The organism is Hyphomicrobium sp. 1Nfss2.1 (assembly GCF_965243865.1).
GTDB lineage: Bacteria > Pseudomonadota > Alphaproteobacteria > Rhizobiales > Hyphomicrobiaceae > Hyphomicrobium_A.
Genome location: NZ_OZ251603.1, coordinates 613,972 through 635,716 on the forward strand (window position 1 = coordinate 613,972; position 21,745 = coordinate 635,716).

A 21,745-nucleotide genomic window follows, 5' to 3' on the forward strand; every position below is an offset into this window, starting at 1 on the left:
TGGTGTCAGCCGATGACCTACGTCGTCACCGAGAATTGCATCAAATGCAAATATACCGATTGCGTCGAGGTCTGCCCCGTCGACTGCTTCTATGAAGGCGAGAACATGCTCGTCATCCATCCCGACGAGTGCATTGATTGCGGCGTCTGCGTTCCCGAATGCCCCGCTGAAGCCATCGTCCCCGACAGCGACCCCGGGGCGACGGTCGCCTGGCTGGAACTCAATCGCGAGTATTCGACCAAGTGGCCGAACATCACCGGAAAGAAGCTTCCGCTTGCGGACGCGGATGCGCAGAACGGATTGCCAGGCAAGTTGGCCGACTTCTCGCCGCACCCAGCCAAGGTTGAGGTGGCGACATGACATCTGCAAGCATAGCGGCGTCCCTACCACCCGGCCTAAGGCACTATAAGACGTCGCCCGAGTTCACGGCTATGACCGTCCCCCAATCGCTGCTGAGCGCGCACCGCACCAAAGCGGGGGTCTGGGGTCTGCTGCGAGTGACGCAAGGCAGGCTGCGGTACTGCATCGACGCTGTCCCTCCAAAGGCGCTCGTGATCGAACAGGGAAGCACGGCGGTCATCGACCCAGAGGCGCTGCACCACGTCGAACTGCTTGATGCGGAGACGAGGTTTCTGATCGAATTCCATCGCCGGGCGGAGGCCAAATGAGCAAGGCAAAGGTCAGCCGATGACGCGCGATCCGCACCCCAAGGCACCGGGCCTCGAAGCGGGCGTAACCGAACCGATGATCCGCGATCTGGTGCATGAGTTCTACGCGCGTGTGCGCCAGGATGCTTTGCTCGGTCCCATCTTCAATTCCGCGATCGAAGATTGGGACGCGCATCTGGACAAGCTGTGCGCCTTCTGGTCGTCCGTGACACTGATGACGGGCCGCTACAAGGGCACGCCAATGAAGGCGCATGCCGAAATCCCACAAATAACTCCGGAGCATTTCAGGCAATGGCTCGCGCTGTTCCGGGCGACGGCCGCGGTGGTCTGCCCGCCTGGCGCTGCCGCGCTCTTTGCCGATAGGGCCGAGCGGATCGCCGAGTCGCTGCAAATGGGCATCGCGATCCACCGCGGGGCGTCCCCTGCGGTACGGTCGGGCGACCATAGCGTTTCGCGATGAGGCCACGGCTGGCCGCAATCAGAGATCACGGCTATCGAACCATAGAACGATCCCATGCCGATTGATGAAAATTTCGCGGTATGCTTGGCGGTCGAACCACGGCGTCGGACAGGTCCATGAACAAGAAAAAAGATCCGCGAACAATCGCGGTGAATGCGGGCATCGCCACCGACAAGGCTTTCGGCGCGGTGACGCCGCCGGTCTACCTGTCGACCACCTACTCGTTCGAAGGCTACGAACGCCCGCGTGCCCATGACTATTCGCGAACGGCAAACCCCAGCCGCGATCTTCTTGCAAGCACTTTGGCCGAACTCGAGGGCGGCGCGGGAGCGGTGGTCGTTTCGTCAGGAATGGCCGCGGTCGACCTGGTGCTGAGCCTCCTTGGTCCGAACGACCTCATCGTGGCACCGCACGATTGCTATGGCGGAACCCATCGCTTGCTCTCGCTGCGGCGTGATCGCAAGCAGTTTGATGTGCTTTTCGTCAACCAGAACGACACCAAGGCATTAGCGGAGGCACTGGAGCAGTTTCCTGCCCTGCTCCTGATCGAAACGCCGAGCAACCCGCTCATGCGCGTCGTCGACATCCAGTCGATTGTGGAACGCGCCAAGGCGGCGGGCACGAAGGTTGCCGTTGACAACACCTTCTTGTCGCCGGCGCTGCAGCGCCCGATGCAATTAGGCGCGGACTTCGTCATCCACTCGACGACCAAGTACCTCAATGGCCATTCGGACGTGGTCGGTGGTGCCGTCATTGCGGCCGACAAGGCTGATGCGGAGACCCTGGCGGCCTGGGCCAACGTCTGCGGTGTGACCGCCTCGCCGTTCGATTGCTACCTGACCTTGCGGGGACTGCGCACCTTATTTCCGCGCGTCGAACGCCAGCAGATCACGGCGGCAAAGATCGCTGAGTATTTGCACGCTCATCCTGCCGTCGCCGCTGTTCATTACCCTGGGCTTGCCTCACACCCTGGACACGCGCTGGCCAGCTCGCAGCAGTCGGGGTTTGGCGCCATGTTGAGTTTTGAGCTTGCCGGCGGGGTCGGCGCCGTTCGACGTTTCGTCGAAAGCCTGTCCGTATTCACGCTGGCCGAGTCGCTGGGCGGCATCGAAAGCCTCGTGGCGCATCCAGCGACGATGACGCATCTCGGAATGGGAGCCGAAGCTCGCCGGGTGGCTGGCATTACCGACAGCCTGGTTAGGCTTTCCGTCGGGCTTGAGGCCGAGTCCGACCTGATCGACGACCTAAAGTGCGCATTAGATGCAAACCACGCCTGCGCTCGCAACGTGCAGCAAAACTCTAAGACTGATCCGCTCGAACGTTGACGTCTCAAAGCTAATAGATGCCGTGGTGAGCTATTGGCCCTCGTCGCGAACGAACGGTCTTAACTGTAGCTAGTTGGAGCATGCCGTGGGTAACGAACGTCGTCACGCAACCGAGGACACGGCGCGGCCGATGACTGTTGTTGCGTACTATTGGCGAGGCGAAGGGCCGCTTTGGAAGATCTACTGGCTATACGGCGTACTCCTGAGCTTGGGGCTCGCAGTTGTCATAGCAGCGGCTGGATTAGAACATTGGGTCGCTCTGCCCGGTCTAATTGCAGTGCTGATTGCCCTCGCGACCTATACGGCCTGGGTCCTCGTCAGCGTTTGGCGCTGCGCTGAGAACGTTGAGGGACGTCCATTCGGTTACCACCCTGACTTATGGACCGCGCTGGCGCGTACGGCTACCGTCGCTTGGGCGATCAACGAGGTTGCCCTTTCAATCTTGCTGATTCAGATGAGCGTGGCCAATTGATGTGGCATCGTGTTCTTGCAGCAGCTCTGCGGTCAAACGCGATGTCGAGGAGTCAAGCAGTCAAGTTCATGGGCGAAGGCACCCGCGATGTCCCAAGCTAGCCAAACGATAAAGTGGGAATGCCCCGGCGATCGCAGTGATGGCATGAGCCCAGCAGGCCGGCGACGACCCCCTGGAAATCGCGCACCATCACCTGCAGATCCAGTTTTGCGACGCTGCAGCTGACCAATGGATGATTTCACCATCGCCCGGGCCATCCATGTCGTCGCGGTCCTCTTCTGGATCGGCGGCGTCGCCTTTGTCACGACGGTGGTGATGCCCTCGATCCGCGACGGATCTCCGCCGGAGAAGAGGTTAGCCGCTTTTCACCGGGTCGAAGGGCGGTTCGCGTGGCAAGCCCGGATCTGGGTGGCCCTCGCAGGCGTTAGCGGCTTCTGGATGGTTTACCGAGCCGATCTGTGGAGCCGCTACGCCGATCCCCGTTTCTGGTGGATGCACGCGATGCTGCTCGTTTGGCTATTGTTCGCGACGATGCTCTTCGTGGTCGAACCTCTGTTCCTGCATCGCCGAATGGCCAGCTCCCCCGGTCCAGCTGATTTCAGGCGGATGGAGTGGGTACACACGCTGCTGCTTCTGTTGAGCCTTATTGCGCTGGTCGGTGCGATTGGTGGCAGTCACGGACTTCTCTAAGGCGAGAAGACATGCGGCGCGAGACGCGTTGACAAGGCTTGGGAGCGCAATCTGGGTGAAAATCAGCCGGCTTCTCGGAAGCGTCGCAACCGCACTCTACGCGTATGAAATGGGTCGAAGTCGCGCCCTAAAGCGGAACCTTTAGAACGTTCCTGCATCCAATCGTTGGTGTGTAGTCATATACAGAGCCCTTCGATGACTGAGTACCAGATCGACGTAGATTGCTCGACGGAGGGCGAACTCGTCCGCCGGGCCGTGCGGAAAGAGGAAGGTGCTATTCGCACCATCATCCAGACGCACAATCGACGCTTGTATCGCGTCGCGCGCAGCATCGTTCGCGACGACATGGAAGCCGAGGATGTCTTGCAGGAGGCCTACCTGCATGCTTTCGCCAATATCGCCGGATTCCGCGGCGACTCGCGTTTGTCCACATGGCTGACCCGCATCGTCGCTAACGAGGCCCTGCAGCGGCTGCGGCACCGGTCGGCCAGTGAGCGGCCGCACACCCCTGAGGCTTCGTACGGAGCACAGGTGATCCCATTCCCCGGAGCCGCGCAGCAATCCAACAACCCGGAGAGCACGATGGCCCAACGAGAAATCTGCCGCCTCGTAGAGCAAGCGATCGACGCGCTTCCGCAAGAATTCCGCACAGTGCTGGTCGCGCGTGTCCTCGAAGGCATGAGCATCGAGGAGACCGCGGGATTGCTCGACATCAAGCCAGAGACAGTGAAAACGCGCCTGCATCGTGCGCGACGCCTCCTGAAGGAGTCGCTCGCAGACCACGTCGGTGGCCTTTTCAACGACGTGTTTCCCTTCGACGGCCAACGCTGCGCGCATTTCACCAATGCCGTCCTGGCCCGTCTCAACGCTTCGAACTAGAGTCGGGAACTTTATTCGAGGCGCTGCATCCAATCCTTCGAAAGAGAGCGATCCGAACCTCGGTCGCCAGAAAACGGAGGATAGGAGATGCATTTTCCGATCGGAAGTACAGCAGCAGCATTTTTGTGGGTAGCGGCCGCATCGACGGGGCAGGCGAGCGACAAGCCAACTGACCCACAGATCGCGCACATCGCCTATACGGCGGGGAATCTCGATATCAAGGCCGCGCAACTCGCCCTTCAGAAGTCCAAGAGCAAGGATGTTCGCGACTTTGCCGAGAACATGGTCAAGGATCATACGGCGGTAAACGATCAGGCGCTCGCGCTGGTCAAGAAGCTCAAGGTCACGCCGGAAGACAATGCGACCAGCAAGAGCCTCACCAAAGATGCAGCCGATAAGCGATTGGAACTGGGCAAGCTGTCCGGCGCGGCATTCGACAAAGCCTACGTCGACAACGAGGTCGTATTCCACAAGACGGTCAATGAGGCGTTGTCGTCCACACTGATCCCGAACGCCAGCAATGCGGAGCTGAAAAGCTTCCTGCAGACCGGTCTCAAGATATTTCAGGGCCACGAGCAGCATGCCGAGCATCTCGCCGGTCAACTCCACTAAGTCGAATGAGCGTGACGAAGTTGCCTGGCACTTGCCTTCGCCTAACCGTTGCTTGGTTCATCGCGGTTCTGCTGGCTGCACCATCCTCGGCGGGTGAGATCGTGCGGGTCACGATAAAGGACCTGGCGTTCTCGCCGGCCCGGACCACCGTAAAGGTTGGCGACACGATCGAATGGGCGAACGGCGACTTCGTCGATCACACGGCGACCGACAAAGGCGGCGCATGGGATCTCGCTATTGCTGCCGGCAAGACCGCGCGGCTACCGATCACAACTGCAGGCACGTTTGCCTACTACTGCAAATTTCATCCTGGCATGACGGGGCGTATCGATGTCGACGCAAAGTGACCGGCTGACTCGCCAGAGCTTGCATTGGTCTCATCCGGAAGCTCAAAGTAGGCCTCCGATGTCCGAGGTCGAAGCGGCCTTCCGCACCATCATCCGTTGGACCGGGGAGAATCCCGATCGCGAAGGGTTAGCCGAGACGCCGCGGCGCATGGTGCGAGCCTATGAGGAATATTTCAAAGGCTACGCCGAGGACCCCGAGGTGATTCTGTCAAAGACCTTCGAGGAGACCGAGGGCTACGAAGAGATGATCGTGTTGCGCGGCATCCGCTTCGAGAGCCACTGCGAGCACCATATGGCGCCAATCATTGGGCGCGCGTGGGTCGCCTACATTCTAACGGCCGCGTCGTAGGCATCTCCAAGCTGGCGCGCATCGTCGAGATCTATGCCAAGCGCCTGCAGATCCAGGAGAAGATGACCGCCCAGATTGCCAACGCAATCGACTCGGTTCTAAAGCCGCAGGGCGTCGGCGTGGTTCTGAAGGCCGAGCACTTCTGCATGACCGCACGCGGGATCATGAAGCCCGGCACCGACCTCGTCACCTCGCGCATGCTCGGTGTGTTCCGCGATAGCGCGATCACCCGCCAAGAGTTCCTCAACGAAACAACCCGGCCGCGATTCTAGCGGTAAGTTCTTCGTCCACTTTGGAGTCCAAGCGGACGTGGACGGGCACGTAGTCGTGAGGATGCCGATGCACGCGCTAATGTCGGCTTCCTCGGCATTGCGACAATCGCGTCGCCTTGTCGGCTCCAAGCCCGGTCCACCAGGGCGCGCGGACTGGCGTCGCAGTTGTCAAGGATATCTTGACCACTGCGCCACTTGTCGCTGCGTTTGAGAACGCAGGCGCCATCTCAGCAGAAGTCGTCGATGCATGAACGCCCTTTGTCCTGCGAACGGCGTGCATGGCAGCCAGCCAAAGGTTTACGGATAGCCGGCAATCAACCTCAGCGTCTCGGCAAGCCGACGCGCGTCTGCGCCAGCTCGGCGTATCAAAGGAAAGCGAGACAGTGCTCCAACTCCGAGCGGCTGATGGCGAGCTCGGGCCGCCTTCCTGATCGTCCCGCCAATTCCCACGCGAAAGCTTGATAACCTAATGGCTCGAAGGGCGGACGCTGGTCCAAGGCGGCATAGAGTGTGACGAGCCACCGACCAGATTCCGTTCGCAAGCCGTTGGTCGAATGAGCCAGGTTCTGCAAGCGATCGACTCGCAATCGACCACCGCAACCTCAATGGGATAGCTTCCCGGCCCGAGGGCCGAGGCTTCGAGCCCACTTCGTCGGCGCTTGTCACGATACCGAGGATCGTTGGGTCGCAACCGGTTCGCCCCGTCAGTCCTTCAGCACACTACTCTGAAAGGCTGTTTGTGTGCGTTTTTTCCCCAGCATCGCGCAGGGTGGCGGTAGCAGAATCGGAGGACCGCGGATAGTTGGGGTTTATGGTCCGTAATTTCGAGATCGGCATATTCGTCATAAACCTCGATCGCAGCGCCTCGCGTATGCGCTCGATGGAGCGCCAGCTTTCCTCGTTCAACCTCAACTTCACACGCATCAGAGCGGTGGACGGCGATCGGGACGACATCACCAGCGAGATGGCCGGTGCCGGCCTAAAGCTCGGTGAGGTCAATGGACGCCCTCTGGGACCGCGGGAGATCGGTTGCTATCTGAGCCACATCAAGGCGTTCCGCGCCATGAAGCGAGCCAACCTCGAGGCTGCGTGCATCCTGGAGGATGATGTCGAGCTGGGGGCCAACTTCCCTTTAGCCCTTCGATGTCTTTCACAACATTGCACGGATAATATCGTCGCCAAGCTGGAGCCATGGCCGAAGCCGCGCCTTGGCGTGATTGTCGGCCGCGCTGGAGACCACCGAACGATCTACTCTCCGCAAGGGCTCATCGAGACGGGTGCTTATTTCGTCACGCAGACCGCCATCGATGCAATGCCTGATTTACAGACGATCACGGAGCCGTTCGACCACGCGCTTTTTGCCGACCGGCAGACCGGACCATTAGTAGTCACAGTTTCGCCTGCGGCAGCCAAGCAATCCGATCGTTTTCAAAGCCTGATCAAAGTCGATCGCGAATTGGGCCGCGCAACTCAGCGGCGCATGCCTCGACTTCAGCGCGAACTTTGCCGGCCGTTCATTCAGCTGTCTGAATTTGTCCGGGCAATCGTACGCGTCTATGAACGCCTCGGCATCAAGGCCGTCTTAGATCTCCGTTACAGACGAGTTCTGACCGGCGCGGTGCCCGCAGCCGGAGGAGCGATCAGCCGCGCTGCAAGGCCAAGCTGGCCACCCCGGATCAGCGCTCAGCCAGCATTCCGCGGAGACCGCTTGTGACATCTATTGCCCCGGTCATGCGTCTGCGGGAAACCGTTGATCACTTCCTATCGCAGTTCCGCGGCCAGCGCATTTTGCTCTACCCCAATCCCGGGAATGCGGGCGACTGCCTCATTCTGACCGGTACTGTTGCCGCCCTGGATAGGGCGGGCGTCCAATACTCCGTCATCCCGAGGCAAGCCGATGTTACAGGGGCGACGGTTCTAGTCGGAGGTGGCGGCAATTTGGTGCCGCTCTATCGTGATATCAGCGACGCGCTGGAGCGGTTTCTACCTCGCGCTGCGCGGATTGTCATATTGCCCCACACAATCCGCGGTCACTCCCGTCTGCTGCGGCGCTTCAATGAGCGCGTCGTAGTGCTTTGCCGGGAAGCAGAGAGCCTGAAGTACGTGAGGCGAATCAACCCGCATGTTGAAACCGCGCTCGGCCATGACATGGCATTTCACATCGATGCAGAGCACCTGCTCGCTCGCACCGACCTGACGGTGAGGGCGATGCCGATTATCGAAGCCAGCCTTGCGACCGCTGGATTGTCTCTGGACTCGATGCGTGCCATGCCGCGGGTTCGCTTTATGCGGACAGATATTGAAAGTACGGGAACTTGTTCTGCGGGCCACATGGATCTCTCCGCAACACTCGGAGGTGTGAGTTGCGTTGCCAGTGCAGAGATCACGACCTTCACCCTTCTCAAGATCGTCTCAACCGCGCGCCACATCGAGACAGATCGACTGCATGTCGCCATAGCTGCAGCCTTATGCGGCGTACCATGCGATCTACACGACAACAGCTATGGGAAAAACGGCGCGGTCTTTGCCGCTTCGCTCAGCAGCTTTGCCAATGTCCGACTTGTCGAAAGTTCTCGGCCGGCGAACGCGTGGGACCGGCTCACTCCTGACGAGCGGAGGTTGAGCCTACGCAGAGATCTGCGCCCCAAGCGCATCGTGAAGCGCATCGGCTTCTGGGCCCGGCGGCTGGAAGGTATGGTTTCCAATTCGATGTCGTCGAGGCATTAGCGCGCGCGATCTGTGCACAACGAAAGGCAATTTACCGTTGGCCTTGCTTCATGTAGACGTCTCTGATGACGGATTGCGCCGCGAATTGCGGTGCGACGAACTCATGCGGCCAATTTGGTTCGAGTTCCCAGCTTCGCTCCCGCCTCCCCGCCTCGTCCACAGGGACTTCGCGCTCCTAGCGGCGCTGCCTCTGGCAATGAATGCCGGCGTGGATCTGGAGACTGACTTTACCGTCGATGCAGATCTCCTCGATGGAGTTGATCACTACCAGGACGTCTGGCACGCTTGGCGGCCGGATCTATTTCGCAAGAAGATCAAAATCACGGTGACTGGGGAGCGATCTTGTGCGCCACCAGCATCGCGAACGGACGCTGCAGTCTGTGCTTATTCCGCCGGCGTCGACAGCACCTTCACGCTTGCGCGACACGTCACGGGCGCCGCAGGCAGGGGCGCACGCAGACTGCAGTCTGCCGTGATGGTGCATGGGTTCGATATGCCGCTTGATGCCGCCGATGGATTCCGGTCGCTGTATCACCAGGGCAAGTCGATAACGGACCAGTTCGGGGTATCGCTGTTTCCAGTTAAGACAAACTGGCGACAGGCTGTCCGCAATTGGGAGATGACGTTCGCGGCAGGGTTAGCGGCAACCCTGCACCAGTTCTCGGGCACCCACGGCACGGGGCTCATTGCGACCGAAGAGAGCTATGCAAACTCGATTGCAGTGTGGGGCAACAGCTTTTGGACGGACCGCTTCTTCTCTAGCTCCGGCTTTCGCATTGAATCGGACGGGGGTGCCTTCGATCGCATCGAGCGCGTGAAGTTCTTGTCCAAGCATCCGTCTGCAATTCCGCACTTGCGGGTATGCTGGGCTGGTCCGCGAAACGGGGAGAACTGCGGTATTTGCCCAAAGTGCGTCCTTACCAAACTCAATTTCGTCATCGCCAAAGTTCCAGAACCGTGGCCTTTCCCACAGGGCCTGACCTACGATCTCATCCGCGATATGCCGATTATCACGCCATGGCAGGCAAAGTTCCTTGGCATCATCTTGGCCAAGCTCGAGGAGGATCAACCAGTCAATCGAGGTCTCGTTGCCACTGTCAGGGAAAGGCTCGCTAGACTTGGTCCCGACGCATCAAACCTAAGCAGGAAGTCCCGAAGCAGAATATCTGCGCCCAAGTGGCTGCGATCATTCACTAGCCATTGAGCAGCGCGCGCCTGAGGCAGCGGAAGGTATACTCTTTCAGACATGCAGATCGTCGTCAGCAAGAGCGTTTTGCTAAATCGACGCACGTCGCTTTGCCGAGTTAGCGGATGTCAGCCGAAAGCAGTCATCAGGCAAGTGACTTGCTCCGCGGTTTGGCCGCTCGAGCTCCAACAGCGGAATAGGGACATGTGTCCCTCGGGACACGTGCAGACGTCGACCGCTAGCTAGCGCAGGTCCCTCTCCCCCGGACGTTTGCCGAGTTCCAGCATTCTTATCGGACGACACCTCGTGCGAATCGTTCCGTTCCGCTAAGGCTGTCAATAGTCCCAGTGGAGGCAGTGCTGCGTTTCGCGGAACGGATTGCGATTGAATGGATTCGCTCAATCCTTCTGATGACCAGGCTTCGATAACGCCGGGCGTAGCCTCGCCCGACGGAGGCGGCGCGCTGAAATCTGCGATCGCAGCAATGCTAGGGGATCATTCCGGGCTGGCTGCGCGGATCCGAATTTTGGAGCATACGTACGCGAGCGGCCACGCGCGCACCCGCATTCGCGTCCATTATCTAGCCTTCAGGGACGGCAAGCCAACGCTGGATGCACTGGTTGAGGCGCTTGAACCGAAACTGGTCGGCTTCTGTCTTCCGCGCACCGAGATCAATGAGACGCTCGGTCAGATCGATACGCTGACCCAGCAGCAGGTGCTGGAGCGGCTCAGCGCACTCGCCGGACGGGCGCGGCGCCTCTTTATTAAGACAAGGGCCGCTACGGGTCGCAGCGGTGAAGCCGGCGAGCTGCTGCTCTATTTGCTGACCGAGTGGGTGCTGGCTGCGCCGCAACTCATTGCCAAGATGAGCCTGAAGACCAATTCGCAGATGCCAGTGCATGGCTCCGATGGCATTCACATCCGCTATGATGAGGCTGCGCAGACGGTGCTGCTGTTCTGGGGAGAGGCCAAGGTTCATCAATCGATCAATAAGGCGATCGACGCCGCGGCAACCTCCATGGCGACGTTCTTCCGCGATCAACTGGCCGCAGAGATCGTGCTCGTCAAAGCTCACCATCATATGGCGGATCTGTCCAGTGAGGCGCGCGAAGCCCTGCTCAGTTACCTCGACCCTTATTCGGAGAAGTCGAACTCTCGTAAAGACATCTCGACATGCTTGATCATGTTCGACTTTGATGGGGCGCTCGAACAGCACGCGCCGGAGAACCGCGAGACTGCGTTCCGAGCGGCGTTGCTCTCGGCTATCGAGGCGGCGATCGCCGAGTTCGACGCGGCGGCGACCTCTGCCGGGATAGACCAGCACAATGTCGAGCTCTTCTTCCTGCCGGTGCCATCTGTCGACGATTTCAGGCGGACCTTCCAGAAGCTGATTGGATGGCCTGAATGATCAATGAGCTAGGTGAACGGATCTGGAAGAACTCAGAGTTCCATCGCGAGCGCGAAGGACTGTACACGGAATGGCTTCAGAGAGAGCTGAAGACGGCGCCGACAACGGCGCTGTCAGACGTAGCTCTGATACGGCTGTTGCGCTCGGCAGCCGTGCTGGCTCTATCCAGCGATGGCAACCGGCGTGATGCGGCGTATCGCATCGCGGCCTCGTCGTTCGATCTGCGCCGGGCGACGCATCCAGGTGCGTCAGCTATCGCCAATGTCATTCTCAGCCGACTGGGAAACTTTCCGGCCATCGATCTCGTCAACGGCATTGGCGATGTGTCGGCCTTCACGCCGACGACCCTGCTGACAGAAGAGCAGGACCGTCGCACCAAGAACGAGGTGAAGGTCTCCGGCAAGACAACTACGTTCACAGATTTTCAGCGGGAGCTCTGGAGCGATCTGCAATCGGGAGCCTCCGTCGGCGTTTCGGCGCCGACCTCTGCCGGTAAGTCGTTTGTTGTGCTGACGCATTTACAAGAGCGGGCGAAGATCGGCGGCGCTTTTCGCGCGGTCTATCTGGTTCCCTCGAGGGCGCTCATCACTCAGATTGCGGACAGCATTTCGACGTGGGCTCTGCGCTTGGCGGAAAACCCTGTCGCGCTGCTGACGATGCCTCTGTCCGCCGAGATGCCGTTGCCAGACAGATCCATCTTCGTGTTCACACAAGAGCGCCTGCACTTGACGCAGATCAACCATCCGACTCTGAGCTTCGATCTGATCGTGGTCGACGAGGCGCATGCCATTGCAGAAGCACCGCGCGGTATCTTGCTGGCTGCTGCTCTGGACGAGGCGCTGCGGCGCAACCCGAATGCCCAAGTGCTTTTTGCAAGCCCGAACGTGTCCAACACCGAGGTGTACGGCTCCTATTTCAGATTGCAGGGGTTCAGAGCCCGGACAACGACGGCCAAAGCGGTCGCACAAAACATCCTGTTCGTCGACTCACCGCCCGCTCGCAAGAAGCTTGTGAGCATACGCACGCAACGATCCGACCCGGCAGCAACAGTCGCCCATGTGGAGCTCGCCAAGCGTCCAACGACTACACGGGCCAAGCTGATCTCTGTCTCTCTTGCCCTCGGCGGCGGTGCTCCGTCGCTTGTGTACGCAAACGGGCCTGACATTGCTGAAAAGGTCGCCGCCGGCCTGGCTGAAGGCCTGCCGGAAGAGGAGGAGAATGGCACTCTTAAAGAGCTGGCAGACTTCATCGAAGAAGCCGTCCACGCCGAGTATGCACTCGCCTCCGCGATACGCCGCCGCGTGGGTTTTCACTACGGGCGTATTCCGGCCCCTGTTCGCAAAGCGGTCGAGATCGCGTTTAGCGACGGCAGTCTGCAGTATCTCGTCACGACGAGCACATTGCTGCAGGGTGTCAACTTCCCGGCCAAGAACCTCTTCATTTGTGATCCGCGCCAGGGGGACAGCAACGCGATGCGCGCGGTGGATTTCTGGAATCTGGCGGGACGCGCGGGTCGTCTCGGCAAGGAATTCCAGGGCAACGTCTTCCTCATTGATTACGAGACGTGGAAAGCCAAGCCGCTGGACGCGAGCCGCGCTATTGAGATCGAACCTGCCGCTGTGCAGCAAGTCGATAGCCGAAAGGCCGAACTAGTCGACTGCATCCGGGAGACGAATCCACAACAGGAGCTCCCAAAAACGGACGGGCTCGAGGGGATCTTCACACAACTCCTCATCGACCTGAAGCAGGGGCGCATTGAGCAATCGCTGGCGCGGTTGTCGCCGGCAGGCGGGTTGGAAGATGTCGAAGCCGCTCTGGTTGATGCGGACAAGATCATCACGCTTCCTGTCTCGGTTCTTCAGCAGTCTCCAACGATTTCGGCGCACCGGCAACAGAGATTGTACGCCTGCCTCAAGCAAAGAATGGCCGGCAGACCAACAAACATCGTCACGAGCTATATTCCCGAACACCCGCGTGGCGGCTCGGACCCTTACAAATCGTACTCGGATATTTTCAAGATCTGCCATTCCGAGCTGCTTGGATATCCTGCGAAGGACAAGCGCCACACGCGCTTTGCCGTCATTGCCCTGCAGTGGATGTGCGGTGAGCCGCTTCCGACCATCATCGATGCGGGTCGCAAGTATGCGCCGGACAAGAAGATGGGAAGCCATATTCGCGGCGTGCTGCACGACATAGAGCACGACATCAGATTCACCTATGTGCGGCTGATGACGTGCTACATGGCGGTGCTGACGGAGATCCTGAATGAAACCGGGCGCTCGGATCTTGCGGCGACGATCCCGAATATCCCGCTCTACCTGGAGATGGGCGAGTGCAGAAAGCCGGCCATCGCGCTGATGGCGGTAGGGCTGTCGCGTATGGCAGCCTCGAGGATCCTGCCAAACATGCCATCAAACTTAGAGACCGTCGACGACGTCCGGCGGTGGCTTCTGTCAGTTGACCCTACGACGCTCAATTTGCCTGCCATATTGCAGGGTGAGGTCCTGCGGGCACTTGGTATCCCGGCAAAAGAAGGACCCGGCCAAAGAGCATCGTGATGTGGGGTGCGGATACCTTACGCCGTGATCAAGCTGATCGAGGCGGGCGTCGATCTCGCGACGCGCTAAGACGCCGAGGTCGGCTGGTGGACCACACATAGCGCGTAGGGCTTCGCCCTTCTACGCTTCCAATCGAGGAATCGGGCGTTATGCGCATGGAGCAGAGGGTAAAATGACCGGAGCGCCGTGGATCGGTCTATACGCGCGCAGCAAACCCTCGCGGCCGGTCCGCTTGCTCAATCCGGACTTCATGAAGCCGGGCGATATCATCCTGGAGTCCGGAACCAGCCCTTTATCGGCCCTGATTCGCTGGTTCGACGACGGGCCATTCAGCCATGCCGTGATGTGGCTGGAGCCGGCCCTTTTGGCCGAGGCCGATGTGACCATGGGTGTGCGTGTGTTCGCATTTACGCGGAAGCCGATCACAGATTCTTCTAGGTACATACTTCTGCGCCACGAAGATGAAGCTCTGGCTGCACGAGCAGCCGTGAACGCACGGAACCTTGCTCAGCGGCGCTACGGGTACTTGGGTGCGGCGCTGTCGAAGATACCCAGCCGTCGCGGTCGCCAAAGCAAGTCTAAGCGCCTGTTCTGTTCGCAGGTCGTTGCAAGAGCGTATCGGGAAGCGGGTGCGCCGTTATTCGATCTCCATCACCATGTCATCACACCGAATATGTTGCTACGCGGGAAGGGGCTCAGGAAGTACACGCTCGAATTCATCGATGCCGAACAACTGTTCGATTCCGCAGGCACAGTCACGAGGAAGGTCAAAGACCGTAATTCGTTGCCGCATCTCGATGCCATCCTGGCGCGGAACTTTACCACCAAAGCCATTCCCTACTTCGTGAGCGTGGGGAAGACCGGCCCGGCCAATCTGCAAGAAGTTCTCGTCGGCGCGGAGGAGCTTCAGGGACAAGCCCTGCAGGGTCTCAACGATCTCATAGAAAACGAGATGAACGCCGGATCGATGTTTCTCGACGATAGCGCCGAGTTCAAATTCCTTCGCGACTGGCTTGACGAAATGATAGCGCATGCGTCCGTAAATCCGATGTCAGGCGCCATGGCTGAGATGGTTTCCGAGCACTTCCGACATGTGGTTTCCGGCTGGAGGGCTAAAGCCACAGACTTCGGGGCGTTGGAAAATCACTACAGAAAGGACAGTGTCCTGAAAGACATGTCGGCCGGACGGCTGCTCGCGGAGCAATTTGGAACTCGTCGTCGAGCCTTCGAGGAACTGATCACGAAGGTTGTCAAACTGCTTGATTTGCGCCGGTGAGGGTGCGCTCGACCGAAGGTTCCGCGTTCGCGGAGAGATCGATATCTGATGCGACGCGATACCCCTGAAACCGGACCCGGTCGGCGGCGCATTTTGTATCCCATGCTGTAGTCGTGACGATGACCGCTACTGGGACAAGCCGTCAGGATGGAGAGAAGACGGTCTTAGTCAGTACCTGAACAGTTCAAGCGGCTGAACGCGCTTGCGCGGACACCACGCACAAACATCGCTCCCATGCAGGCCACTTCGAAGGCCAGCATTGGTCGAACACATCGGCGGTTCGTTGAAGATCATTTGGCTCGATGAGCCAGCGATCAACGACTAGCCGGTAGTCGAACCGCCAGATTACCAGCGATGGCGGATGCCTGCGAGGAAGGTGCGGCGGTCCCCAAATTCGCAATAGTAGCCGGAGCTGCAGCTTGAATAGTATTCCTTATCCGCAAGGTTCCACACGTTGAGCGTCAACTCGGAGCCGGTTAGATATCGGTCGAGCTTACCGAGGTCATAGCTCACAGCTGCATCCACGAGCGAGTAGCCATCCGCCTTGAGGGTGTTGGTGTCGTCACCATAGCTCGAGCCAACGACGCGCACGCCGGCTCCGAGTGTGAGCCCATTGAGGACACCGAAGTCGAATCCATAATTAGCCCACACCGAACCGAAGTAGGCGGGAGCCGCTTGGGGCCGCTTGCCGATCGACGAAGCCGTCGTCGATTTGGTCACTTCCGTGTCGAGCAACGTGAGGGCAGCGATTAGGCCAAGTTCCTTCGTGACGTTGCCGCGCGCCTCGAACTCCAGACCGCGCGAGCGTATTTCACCGGTTTGAATGCTGAAGTTGGGATTGGGCCCAGGGGTACGCACGTTCTGCTGCGTGATGTCGAACGCAGAGAATGTGAACAGCGCAGGGATGAATGTCGGCTGATACTTCAGGCCCACCTCATATTGCTCCGCCTCGGTAGGCACGAAGGCTACGCCATTTGCATCCGTGCCAATCACCGGCTCGAACGACGTCGAATAGCTGGTGTAGGGGGCGAGTCCATTGTCGAAGAGATAGAGCAGCCCCGCGCGGTAGGTGGTGGCCTCGCTGTCCTGCGACTGCACGGCCGCCGATGTCGGCTCGGTCACCTGCTCCGCCCAGTCATGACGGACACCAACGAGGGCGCGCCAGTTGCCGAGAGCGAGCTGGTCCTGGACATAGATACCAGTCTGATCAAGACTCTGGTCGCCTGAGACACCCGTCGCAAATGGTCCAGTCACGGGCAGCCCGTACTGAGGGTTTATGATATTGATAGAGTTGGTGAGCGTCGCCTCGAACAGTGCGCTGCTGTCGGCCTTCTGAGTGTCGACGCCGGTCAACACGCGGTGACGCAGTGCACCGGTCGAAAAATCGAACTGAAGCTGGTTGTCAGACGTGACATTGCTCGCGTCCTCGACCGAGCGAGCCGCAATCCGGTAGATGTCGCCCGTGGGCGAGATGCCGAGCGCTCCGTATAGCTGTATGCCTGCGAAATCGAGATCGAACTGGGCATACCGCAGCGCCGAGCGGAACAGGATGGCGCTGCTGAAGCGGTGCTCGAGCTGATAGCCGATGCCGGATTCTTCGCGATCGAAGTGATCGTAAGATGGATCGCCGGGATTGAACTTGGAATTGAGATAAGGCTGGAACTGCGAGGCGGCGAGCGTTTTGGGATAAATCGAGTTGAAATAGCCCCCATCGGGATCGGCCTGATAGAAACCCGAGACAGTAATGCGCGTATCGGAATTCGGCTGCCACGCGAGCGCAGGAGCGACGGCAAAGCGCCGCTCGTCGACGTCTTCGTAGCGCGTACCTGAATCCTTCCCGATGGCGGTGAGGCTGTATTGTAGAGTGCCTTCCTTGTCGAAGGCTCCTTGAGTCGTATATGCGGCTTGCATGCGACCGTAGCTTCCCGCTTCGAAGCGGAGCTCGTTATAAGGACCCGCACTCGGAGCGCGACTGACCATGTTGACCAGGCCGCCGGGGCTCACCTGGCCGTAGAGCATCGCTGACGGTCCCTTCAGCACGTCAATGCGGTCAAGCAGGAACGGGTCTATGGACATGATCCCGAACACCTGCCCTTGCGGCAGCTTCATGCCGTCGAGAAAACGCACATAGTTGCCCGAGGTTGAAAAGCCGCCGAAGCCGCGCAAGAAGACGTTGTCATAGCGCGAATTCTGCTCGAACCCGGCAAGTACGCCGGCGGTGTAGCCGAGTGCGCCACCGACGGTCTGCTGGTTCTGATCGTCGAGCTGTTTGCGCGTGACTGTCGATATGGCCTGCGGCGTCTCGATGAGCGGAGTGTCGGTCTTCGTGGCCGATAGTGAGTTTGCGGGCTGGTAGGTATTCCGCGTTGGTGCGGCGGCCCCCTTGCGCTCGCTCTGCCCGGCAGCCTGCTTCGTCGACGGCACGACCTGCTTGGCTTGTCCGGCTGACTTGACCTTTTTGGTCTTAGCCGGTTTTGGCTTCGACGCACCTTCGACGACCAGCGGATCCAGCTGAGTGGCGGCCGGAGCCGGCGCTTGGGCATGAGCGCTGCCAACCACAGCGATGCAACCAACGGCCACCAGCGGGCCCGAACGCCAACTCATACTCAACTCCCGAAACGCAACTAGACTTGATCACGAAAGTCGAATAACCAAACGGGACCGTCCCGTCCAGTTTATTGTATACATCCTTGGTATGGTTTTAGGGCGATGAAGCGAATCGGCCACATGGAAAAGTTCCCCTCGCAGCGCAACGCGAGCGCGCACTATGTTGGCGCGGGAGACCGAAAAGGGGGATCGGTTTGGGCAACCGCTTGAAAGAGAGATCTGCAGCAGCCGGCACGTTGGATGCCAAGCGCGGCAAGCTCACCCCGCGGAGCGACAATCTCGTGCGCATTATCGACGCCGCGGCAGGATTGTTCGCAGCACAGGGATTTGCGGCCACCTCGATGGAGCAGGTCGCTTCGGCCTGCCAGGCCGGGAAGGATACGATCTACCGACGCTTTCCTTCCAAGCTCGCATTGTTCGGTGCAGTGCTAGAGCATGCACACATGCGATGGGTTGCGGAACTGAGCCGCTTTGCTGAGCGCTTGCCGAAGGATGGGGACGCGCTTGAAAGGCTGAAGCGGGTTGCACGCTGGTTCTTGGAGGTAAATCTCGATCCGGAACTGATCGCCTTCAAGCGCATCTCGATCACGGAGTCTTTTGTGTTCGCGGGCAAGGTGCAGCCTGGCGCGCAAGACGATCCTTTCATGGAGCTCTTGATGGGCTATGTGGAAGCGGCACAGGAGGCTGGGCAGATTGCCGCCGGCGACCGGTGGTTCATAGCCACGCAGCTCGTCCATAGCATCGTCTCCCTACCACTCAACGAGACTTTGGTCGGCAGTACCGCCTATGCAGGAAAAAGCGCGCGCGACCGACACTTCAAGAAGGCTTGGGACTTGTTCCTGACCGGCGCGGCAGCGCGATAAGGCTGGAGAGAGACGTGCACCAAGCAAGCCTGCGGCGGTGGAACTGGGTTCACAAATGGTCGAGCCTGATCTCTACGCCCTTTCTACTGCTGCTCTGCATGACGGGACTGCCGCTGATCTTTCACCATGAGATCCATGGGCTGACCATCGATCTGGTGCAGCCCAAGGAGACGGAACCGGCCAAACTCGCTGACCTCGACGTCGTTGTGCGCAATGGCCTTGCTCATGCGCCGGGGAAGGTGGTGCAGTACGCAAGCTGGGACGACGAGCAACCGGGTGTCGTGCTTCTCACGGTGAACAGCGCGCCAAATTCCGACCCGAGCACGAGCCACGTCATTCGCATGGATGCGGGAACAGGCGCGCTTCTTGATCAGCCCGACATTCAAAGCGGCATCATGCAGGTCATTCTGCAGCTGCATGTCGATATGTTCGCCGGGCTACCTGGCAAGCTTTTCCTCGGCGTGATGGGCCTGTTCTTTTGCGCGGCTGTCATATCCGGGATCGTCGTGTACGGACCGTCGATGCGCAAGCTTTCGTTCGGCGATCTGAGGTTCGCTCGTGTCAATCTCGTGCGCTGGCTCGATGTCCACAATCTGGCTGGCATCCTTCTCGTCGCCTGGACGATTGTCGTCGGCTTCACGGGAGCGATAAATACTTGGGCGGATCTGGTGCTGCAGCTGTGGTGCTTCGATCAGCTCTCGGAAATGGTGGGTGAGCATCGCGGCCGTTCGCGCCCGCAAGCCCTTGCCTCTTTCGACAAAGCAGTGGCCATTGCGATGGAGAAAGAACCCGGTATGCGCCCGTCGGTGGTGGCATTTCCGGGCACGCCGTTCACGTCGGAAAGCCACTACATGGTTTTCATGAAGGGCAACACGCCGCTGACGGCGCGGCTCGTCAAGCCGGTGCTTGTCGACGCGCAGAATGGTGCGTTCGCCGATGCGCGCGATATGCCTTGGTACGTCACCTCGCTCTTGCTTTCGCAGCCTCTGCACTTTGGCGATTACGGCGGTATGCCGCTGAAGATCATTTGGGCAATCCTCGACATTGCGACGATCGCCGTGCTCGTGACGGGTCTCTATCTGTGGATCGCGCGCCGCAAGCGTCGGGTGACTCGAATAATTGGCGCCGATGGTCGGCACACCAATCCCTTGCCGGCCGCTGAGTAGCATGAACTTGAGGACCTACTGGCTTCCCGGATTGCTGGCGCTACTGCAGGCTTCTGGCCTCGTGCTGGCGCTGGTCGCCGACGGACCTTGGGAATGGCTGGCCTGGGTGCTTGTCGCCGCGCCATGCGTGGTCTTTGCAGCTTCCGTTTCTCGCCAGATGAGGCAAGCAACCGATTGAGCGCCCCGGAAGATAGGGTGGAATTCCGCAGGAGATATCTCCTATAGCTCCGGAAAGAATGAGCCATTTCTCTTGAAGCTCACTTCGCGCACGAAGCTGGTCGACCGCCCAACGGTAACTTTGGGGGTCTGCTGGCTCCTCGCCGTCCGCGGCCTCGGACGCGAAGTAGGTGAGGCCGTCGAGATCGCCGAGAAGATCGACATCTGACGGCCGCTCCACCTCCACGAGCAGACGTGGCCGGCGATCATCCAACGGAGGCCGACCACGGATCGAGGACTTCCGGTACTGGGACAACTCGACCGCAAACCGAACGTCGCCGCTCAATCAAATAGGCCCCCGGACCCTCCTTTTGAGCGACCGAACCACAGCTCGTCTCAGCGTCGACCTCGACACTGCAAGCTTTGACGCAATGGTCCGAACCGATCGCCTGCTTCGCGCCAACGACCTGCTAGCCGAAGACACCTGAGCCGACGATAGCTTTCGAGGCCGCCCAAGAGCAGTGCCCCGAGTCTTGGCAGCCGCCATCCCGGCCCTCGTGCGCTCGCTTATGAGAGCGCGCTCAAACTCGGCCAGTGCCCCCATCACGTGAAAGAGCAGCCGACCGCCGGCGGTGCCTGTATCGATGGCCTCCGACAGGCTGCGGAAGGCGACGCCACGTTTCTCTAATTCCGATATGAGCGTGATCAAGTGCGAGAGGCTGCGTCCGAGCCGGTCGAGCTTCCAGACGACGAGAGTGTCGCCGCGCTTCGCAAGACAGAGCACCTTATCCAGCGAGGGTCGGCTTGTCCGTGCGCCGGAGGCGTAATCAGTGAAGATCCGTTTGCAGCCAGCAAGATCGAGTGCATCGAACTGGAGAGCCGGGTTCTGCTCATCTGTCGAAACGCGCGCATACCCGATCATCATGCACTATACACTCCCACCTTGTATCCACGCCCAGCCGAGCCAAACGTGATCGTCAGGGCAGTGCATAAGTATCAAAAAGGGTCCCTTTTGCTTCAGACGTGCTTTGCTTCTTTTTAAAGCTCAGCTGCGTGTGTTTGCAGCATATCCCGTGCTAACCACGTCGCAAGAGACTCTGCACAGAAAAGCACCCCTTTTGACACGGGATCGATATGACTTCAGGTCGGTGCACCTATTCCATTGACGAAATCGACCGATGTATCGTGGCCGTAGCCCGGTGCATGGTGATGAATAATGATACTGAAATCGCATGGGCACTCGATCATCTACTCAAAATTCGCAAGAGGGCCGAAGAAAGGGACGATAAACTCGCGCAAGCACGCAGCATATTGGTGAAGCACGGAGTCGCCATTCCATCGCCGATAAAAAAGGCTCGCCGCCGATGACAATTCGAGACCCTAGCCCGCTTCTTCTGACCACCCGTGAGGTTTCAAAGATCCTGCGATTATCTGTGCGCACCCTGAACAAGATGCGCCTCGAGCATCGCGGGCCGGATTACTTGCGACTGGGCCCCGCGAAAAACGCTCGCGTTCGTTACAAGCTGGCCGACGTTGTTCGATGGGCCGACGATCGGATCGTTCCCGTTGCCCCCTTCACTCCACACGAGCCGATGAACTCGGCCAAGTCGTGGACCATGTTCGACGCTGCTGATAAGCGGTAGTTCCCGCCATCCTGGGAGGCTGTGTGAAAACGTGCCCCCTCTGACGAACCATTGTACGATTCTCTCGAGCAAATGCGGGAG

Annotated in this window: 22 protein-coding genes and 1 pseudogene; 21 read left to right on the top strand and 2 right to left on the bottom strand. The window is 59.6% G+C overall.

The annotated features are described in order from the left end of the window. Positions 1 to 12: 12 nt before the first annotated feature. From fdxA to ACP15D_RS03105, 16 genes and pseudogenes are all read left to right on the top strand, one after another. Complete coding sequence (fdxA, locus tag ACP15D_RS03030) at positions 13 to 360, top strand: ferredoxin FdxA (protein ID WP_424956094.1); 348 nt, start codon at positions 13 to 15, stop codon at positions 358 to 360. Continuing rightward, positions 357 to 668 carry a DUF1971 domain-containing protein gene (locus ACP15D_RS03035; protein WP_424956095.1) on the top strand — a complete coding sequence of 104 codons (312 nt, stop codon included), beginning with the start codon at positions 357 to 359 and terminating at the stop codon, positions 666 to 668. Before fdxA ends, ACP15D_RS03035 begins: the two co-directional genes overlap by 4 nt. A 19-nt stretch (positions 669 to 687) precedes the next feature. After that, positions 688 to 1,128 carry a group III truncated hemoglobin gene (locus tag ACP15D_RS03040; RefSeq protein ID WP_424956096.1) on the top strand — a complete coding sequence of 147 codons (441 nt, stop codon included), beginning with the start codon at positions 688 to 690 and terminating at the stop codon, positions 1,126 to 1,128. Positions 1,129 to 1,244: 116 nt separating this feature from the next. Next, entirely contained in the window at positions 1,245 to 2,453 is a 1,209-nt protein-coding gene (gene metB, locus ACP15D_RS03045; RefSeq protein WP_424956097.1) for a cystathionine gamma-synthase, read from the top strand. Between the two features lie 85 nt (positions 2,454 to 2,538). After that, a complete protein-coding gene (locus tag ACP15D_RS03050; RefSeq protein ID WP_424956098.1) occupies positions 2,539 to 2,925 on the top strand; it encodes a hypothetical protein in 387 nt (128 codons plus the stop codon). 228 nt (positions 2,926 to 3,153) lie between these two features. Next, on the top strand, positions 3,154 to 3,615 hold the full coding sequence (locus tag ACP15D_RS03055; protein ID WP_424956099.1) for a hypothetical protein: 462 nt from the start codon (positions 3,154 to 3,156) through the stop codon (positions 3,613 to 3,615). A 195-nt stretch (positions 3,616 to 3,810) separates the two neighbouring features. Beyond that, the gene (locus tag ACP15D_RS03060; RefSeq protein WP_424956100.1) at positions 3,811 to 4,494 is read left to right on the top strand and encodes an RNA polymerase sigma factor; all 684 of its coding nucleotides are present in this window, start codon (positions 3,811 to 3,813) and stop codon (positions 4,492 to 4,494) included. An 87-nt stretch (positions 4,495 to 4,581) separates the two neighbouring features. Next, positions 4,582 to 5,106, top strand: a complete 525-nt coding sequence (locus tag ACP15D_RS03065; RefSeq protein ID WP_424956101.1) for a DUF4142 domain-containing protein — start codon at positions 4,582 to 4,584, stop codon at positions 5,104 to 5,106. 11 nt (positions 5,107 to 5,117) lie between these two features. Then, positions 5,118 to 5,453: a cupredoxin domain-containing protein gene (locus ACP15D_RS03070; protein WP_424956102.1), complete on the top strand. Its 336-nt coding sequence runs from the start codon at positions 5,118 to 5,120 to the stop codon at positions 5,451 to 5,453. Next, positions 5,437 to 6,074 (top strand): annotated as a pseudogene (gene folE / locus ACP15D_RS03075) (GTP cyclohydrolase I FolE). The gene ACP15D_RS03070 and the pseudogene folE overlap by 17 nt, the downstream one beginning before the upstream one ends. An 811-nt stretch (positions 6,075 to 6,885) precedes the next feature. Beyond that, positions 6,886 to 7,788 (top strand): glycosyltransferase family 25 protein, encoded by a 903-nt coding sequence (locus tag ACP15D_RS03080; RefSeq protein WP_072378130.1) that lies wholly within the window; start codon positions 6,886 to 6,888, stop codon positions 7,786 to 7,788. Further along, positions 7,785 to 8,801 carry a polysaccharide pyruvyl transferase family protein gene (locus tag ACP15D_RS03085; protein WP_424956103.1) on the top strand — a complete coding sequence of 339 codons (1,017 nt, stop codon included), beginning with the start codon at positions 7,785 to 7,787 and terminating at the stop codon, positions 8,799 to 8,801. The genes ACP15D_RS03080 and ACP15D_RS03085 overlap by 4 nt, the downstream gene beginning before the upstream one ends. A gap of 208 nt (positions 8,802 to 9,009) precedes the next feature. Next, positions 9,010 to 10,005, top strand: coding sequence for a hypothetical protein (locus tag ACP15D_RS03090; RefSeq protein WP_424956104.1), 996 nt, complete (start codon positions 9,010 to 9,012; stop codon positions 10,003 to 10,005). Between the two features lie 370 nt (positions 10,006 to 10,375). After that, the gene (locus ACP15D_RS03095; protein WP_424956105.1) at positions 10,376 to 11,395 is read left to right on the top strand and encodes a HamA C-terminal domain-containing protein; all 1,020 of its coding nucleotides are present in this window, start codon (positions 10,376 to 10,378) and stop codon (positions 11,393 to 11,395) included. Beyond that, positions 11,392 to 13,953, top strand: a complete 2,562-nt coding sequence (locus ACP15D_RS03100) for a DEAD/DEAH box helicase (RefSeq protein ID WP_424956106.1) — start codon at positions 11,392 to 11,394, stop codon at positions 13,951 to 13,953. Before ACP15D_RS03095 ends, ACP15D_RS03100 begins: the two co-directional genes overlap by 4 nt. 172 nt (positions 13,954 to 14,125) lie before the next feature. Continuing rightward, on the top strand, positions 14,126 to 15,229 hold the full coding sequence (locus ACP15D_RS03105; protein ID WP_424956107.1) for a hypothetical protein: 1,104 nt from the start codon (positions 14,126 to 14,128) through the stop codon (positions 15,227 to 15,229). A 345-nt stretch (positions 15,230 to 15,574) separates the two neighbouring features. Here ACP15D_RS03105 and ACP15D_RS03110 read toward each other — a convergent pair whose 3' ends face one another. Then, on the bottom strand, positions 15,575 to 17,833 hold the full coding sequence (locus ACP15D_RS03110; protein WP_424956108.1) for a TonB-dependent siderophore receptor: 2,259 nt from the start codon (positions 17,831 to 17,833) through the stop codon (positions 15,575 to 15,577). Positions 17,834 to 18,042: 209 nt separating this feature from the next. Between ACP15D_RS03110 and ACP15D_RS03115 the strand changes: the two genes are divergently transcribed. From ACP15D_RS03115 to ACP15D_RS03130, 4 genes are all read left to right on the top strand, one after another. Then, positions 18,043 to 18,699 carry a TetR/AcrR family transcriptional regulator gene (locus ACP15D_RS03115; protein WP_424956109.1) on the top strand — a complete coding sequence of 219 codons (657 nt, stop codon included), beginning with the start codon at positions 18,043 to 18,045 and terminating at the stop codon, positions 18,697 to 18,699. 14 nt (positions 18,700 to 18,713) lie between these two features. Next, positions 18,714 to 19,865: a PepSY-associated TM helix domain-containing protein gene (locus ACP15D_RS03120; RefSeq protein WP_424956110.1), complete on the top strand. Its 1,152-nt coding sequence runs from the start codon at positions 18,714 to 18,716 to the stop codon at positions 19,863 to 19,865. Position 19,866: 1 nt separating this feature from the next. Beyond that, positions 19,867 to 20,043, top strand: coding sequence for a hypothetical protein (locus ACP15D_RS03125; protein ID WP_424956111.1), 177 nt, complete (start codon positions 19,867 to 19,869; stop codon positions 20,041 to 20,043). A 72-nt stretch (positions 20,044 to 20,115) separates the two neighbouring features. After that, the gene (locus ACP15D_RS03130; protein WP_424956113.1) at positions 20,116 to 20,250 is read left to right on the top strand and encodes a hypothetical protein; all 135 of its coding nucleotides are present in this window, start codon (positions 20,116 to 20,118) and stop codon (positions 20,248 to 20,250) included. 117 nt (positions 20,251 to 20,367) lie between these two features. Here ACP15D_RS03130 and ACP15D_RS03135 read toward each other — a convergent pair whose 3' ends face one another. Further along, a complete protein-coding gene (locus ACP15D_RS03135) occupies positions 20,368 to 20,946 on the bottom strand; it encodes a recombinase family protein (protein WP_424956114.1) in 579 nt (192 codons plus the stop codon). A gap of 439 nt (positions 20,947 to 21,385) precedes the next feature. Here ACP15D_RS03135 and ACP15D_RS03140 point away from each other — a divergent pair, with 439 nt between their 5' ends. Next, positions 21,386 to 21,664 (top strand): helix-turn-helix transcriptional regulator, encoded by a 279-nt coding sequence (locus ACP15D_RS03140; protein WP_424956115.1) that lies wholly within the window; start codon positions 21,386 to 21,388, stop codon positions 21,662 to 21,664. Positions 21,665 to 21,745 lie beyond the last annotated feature (81 nt).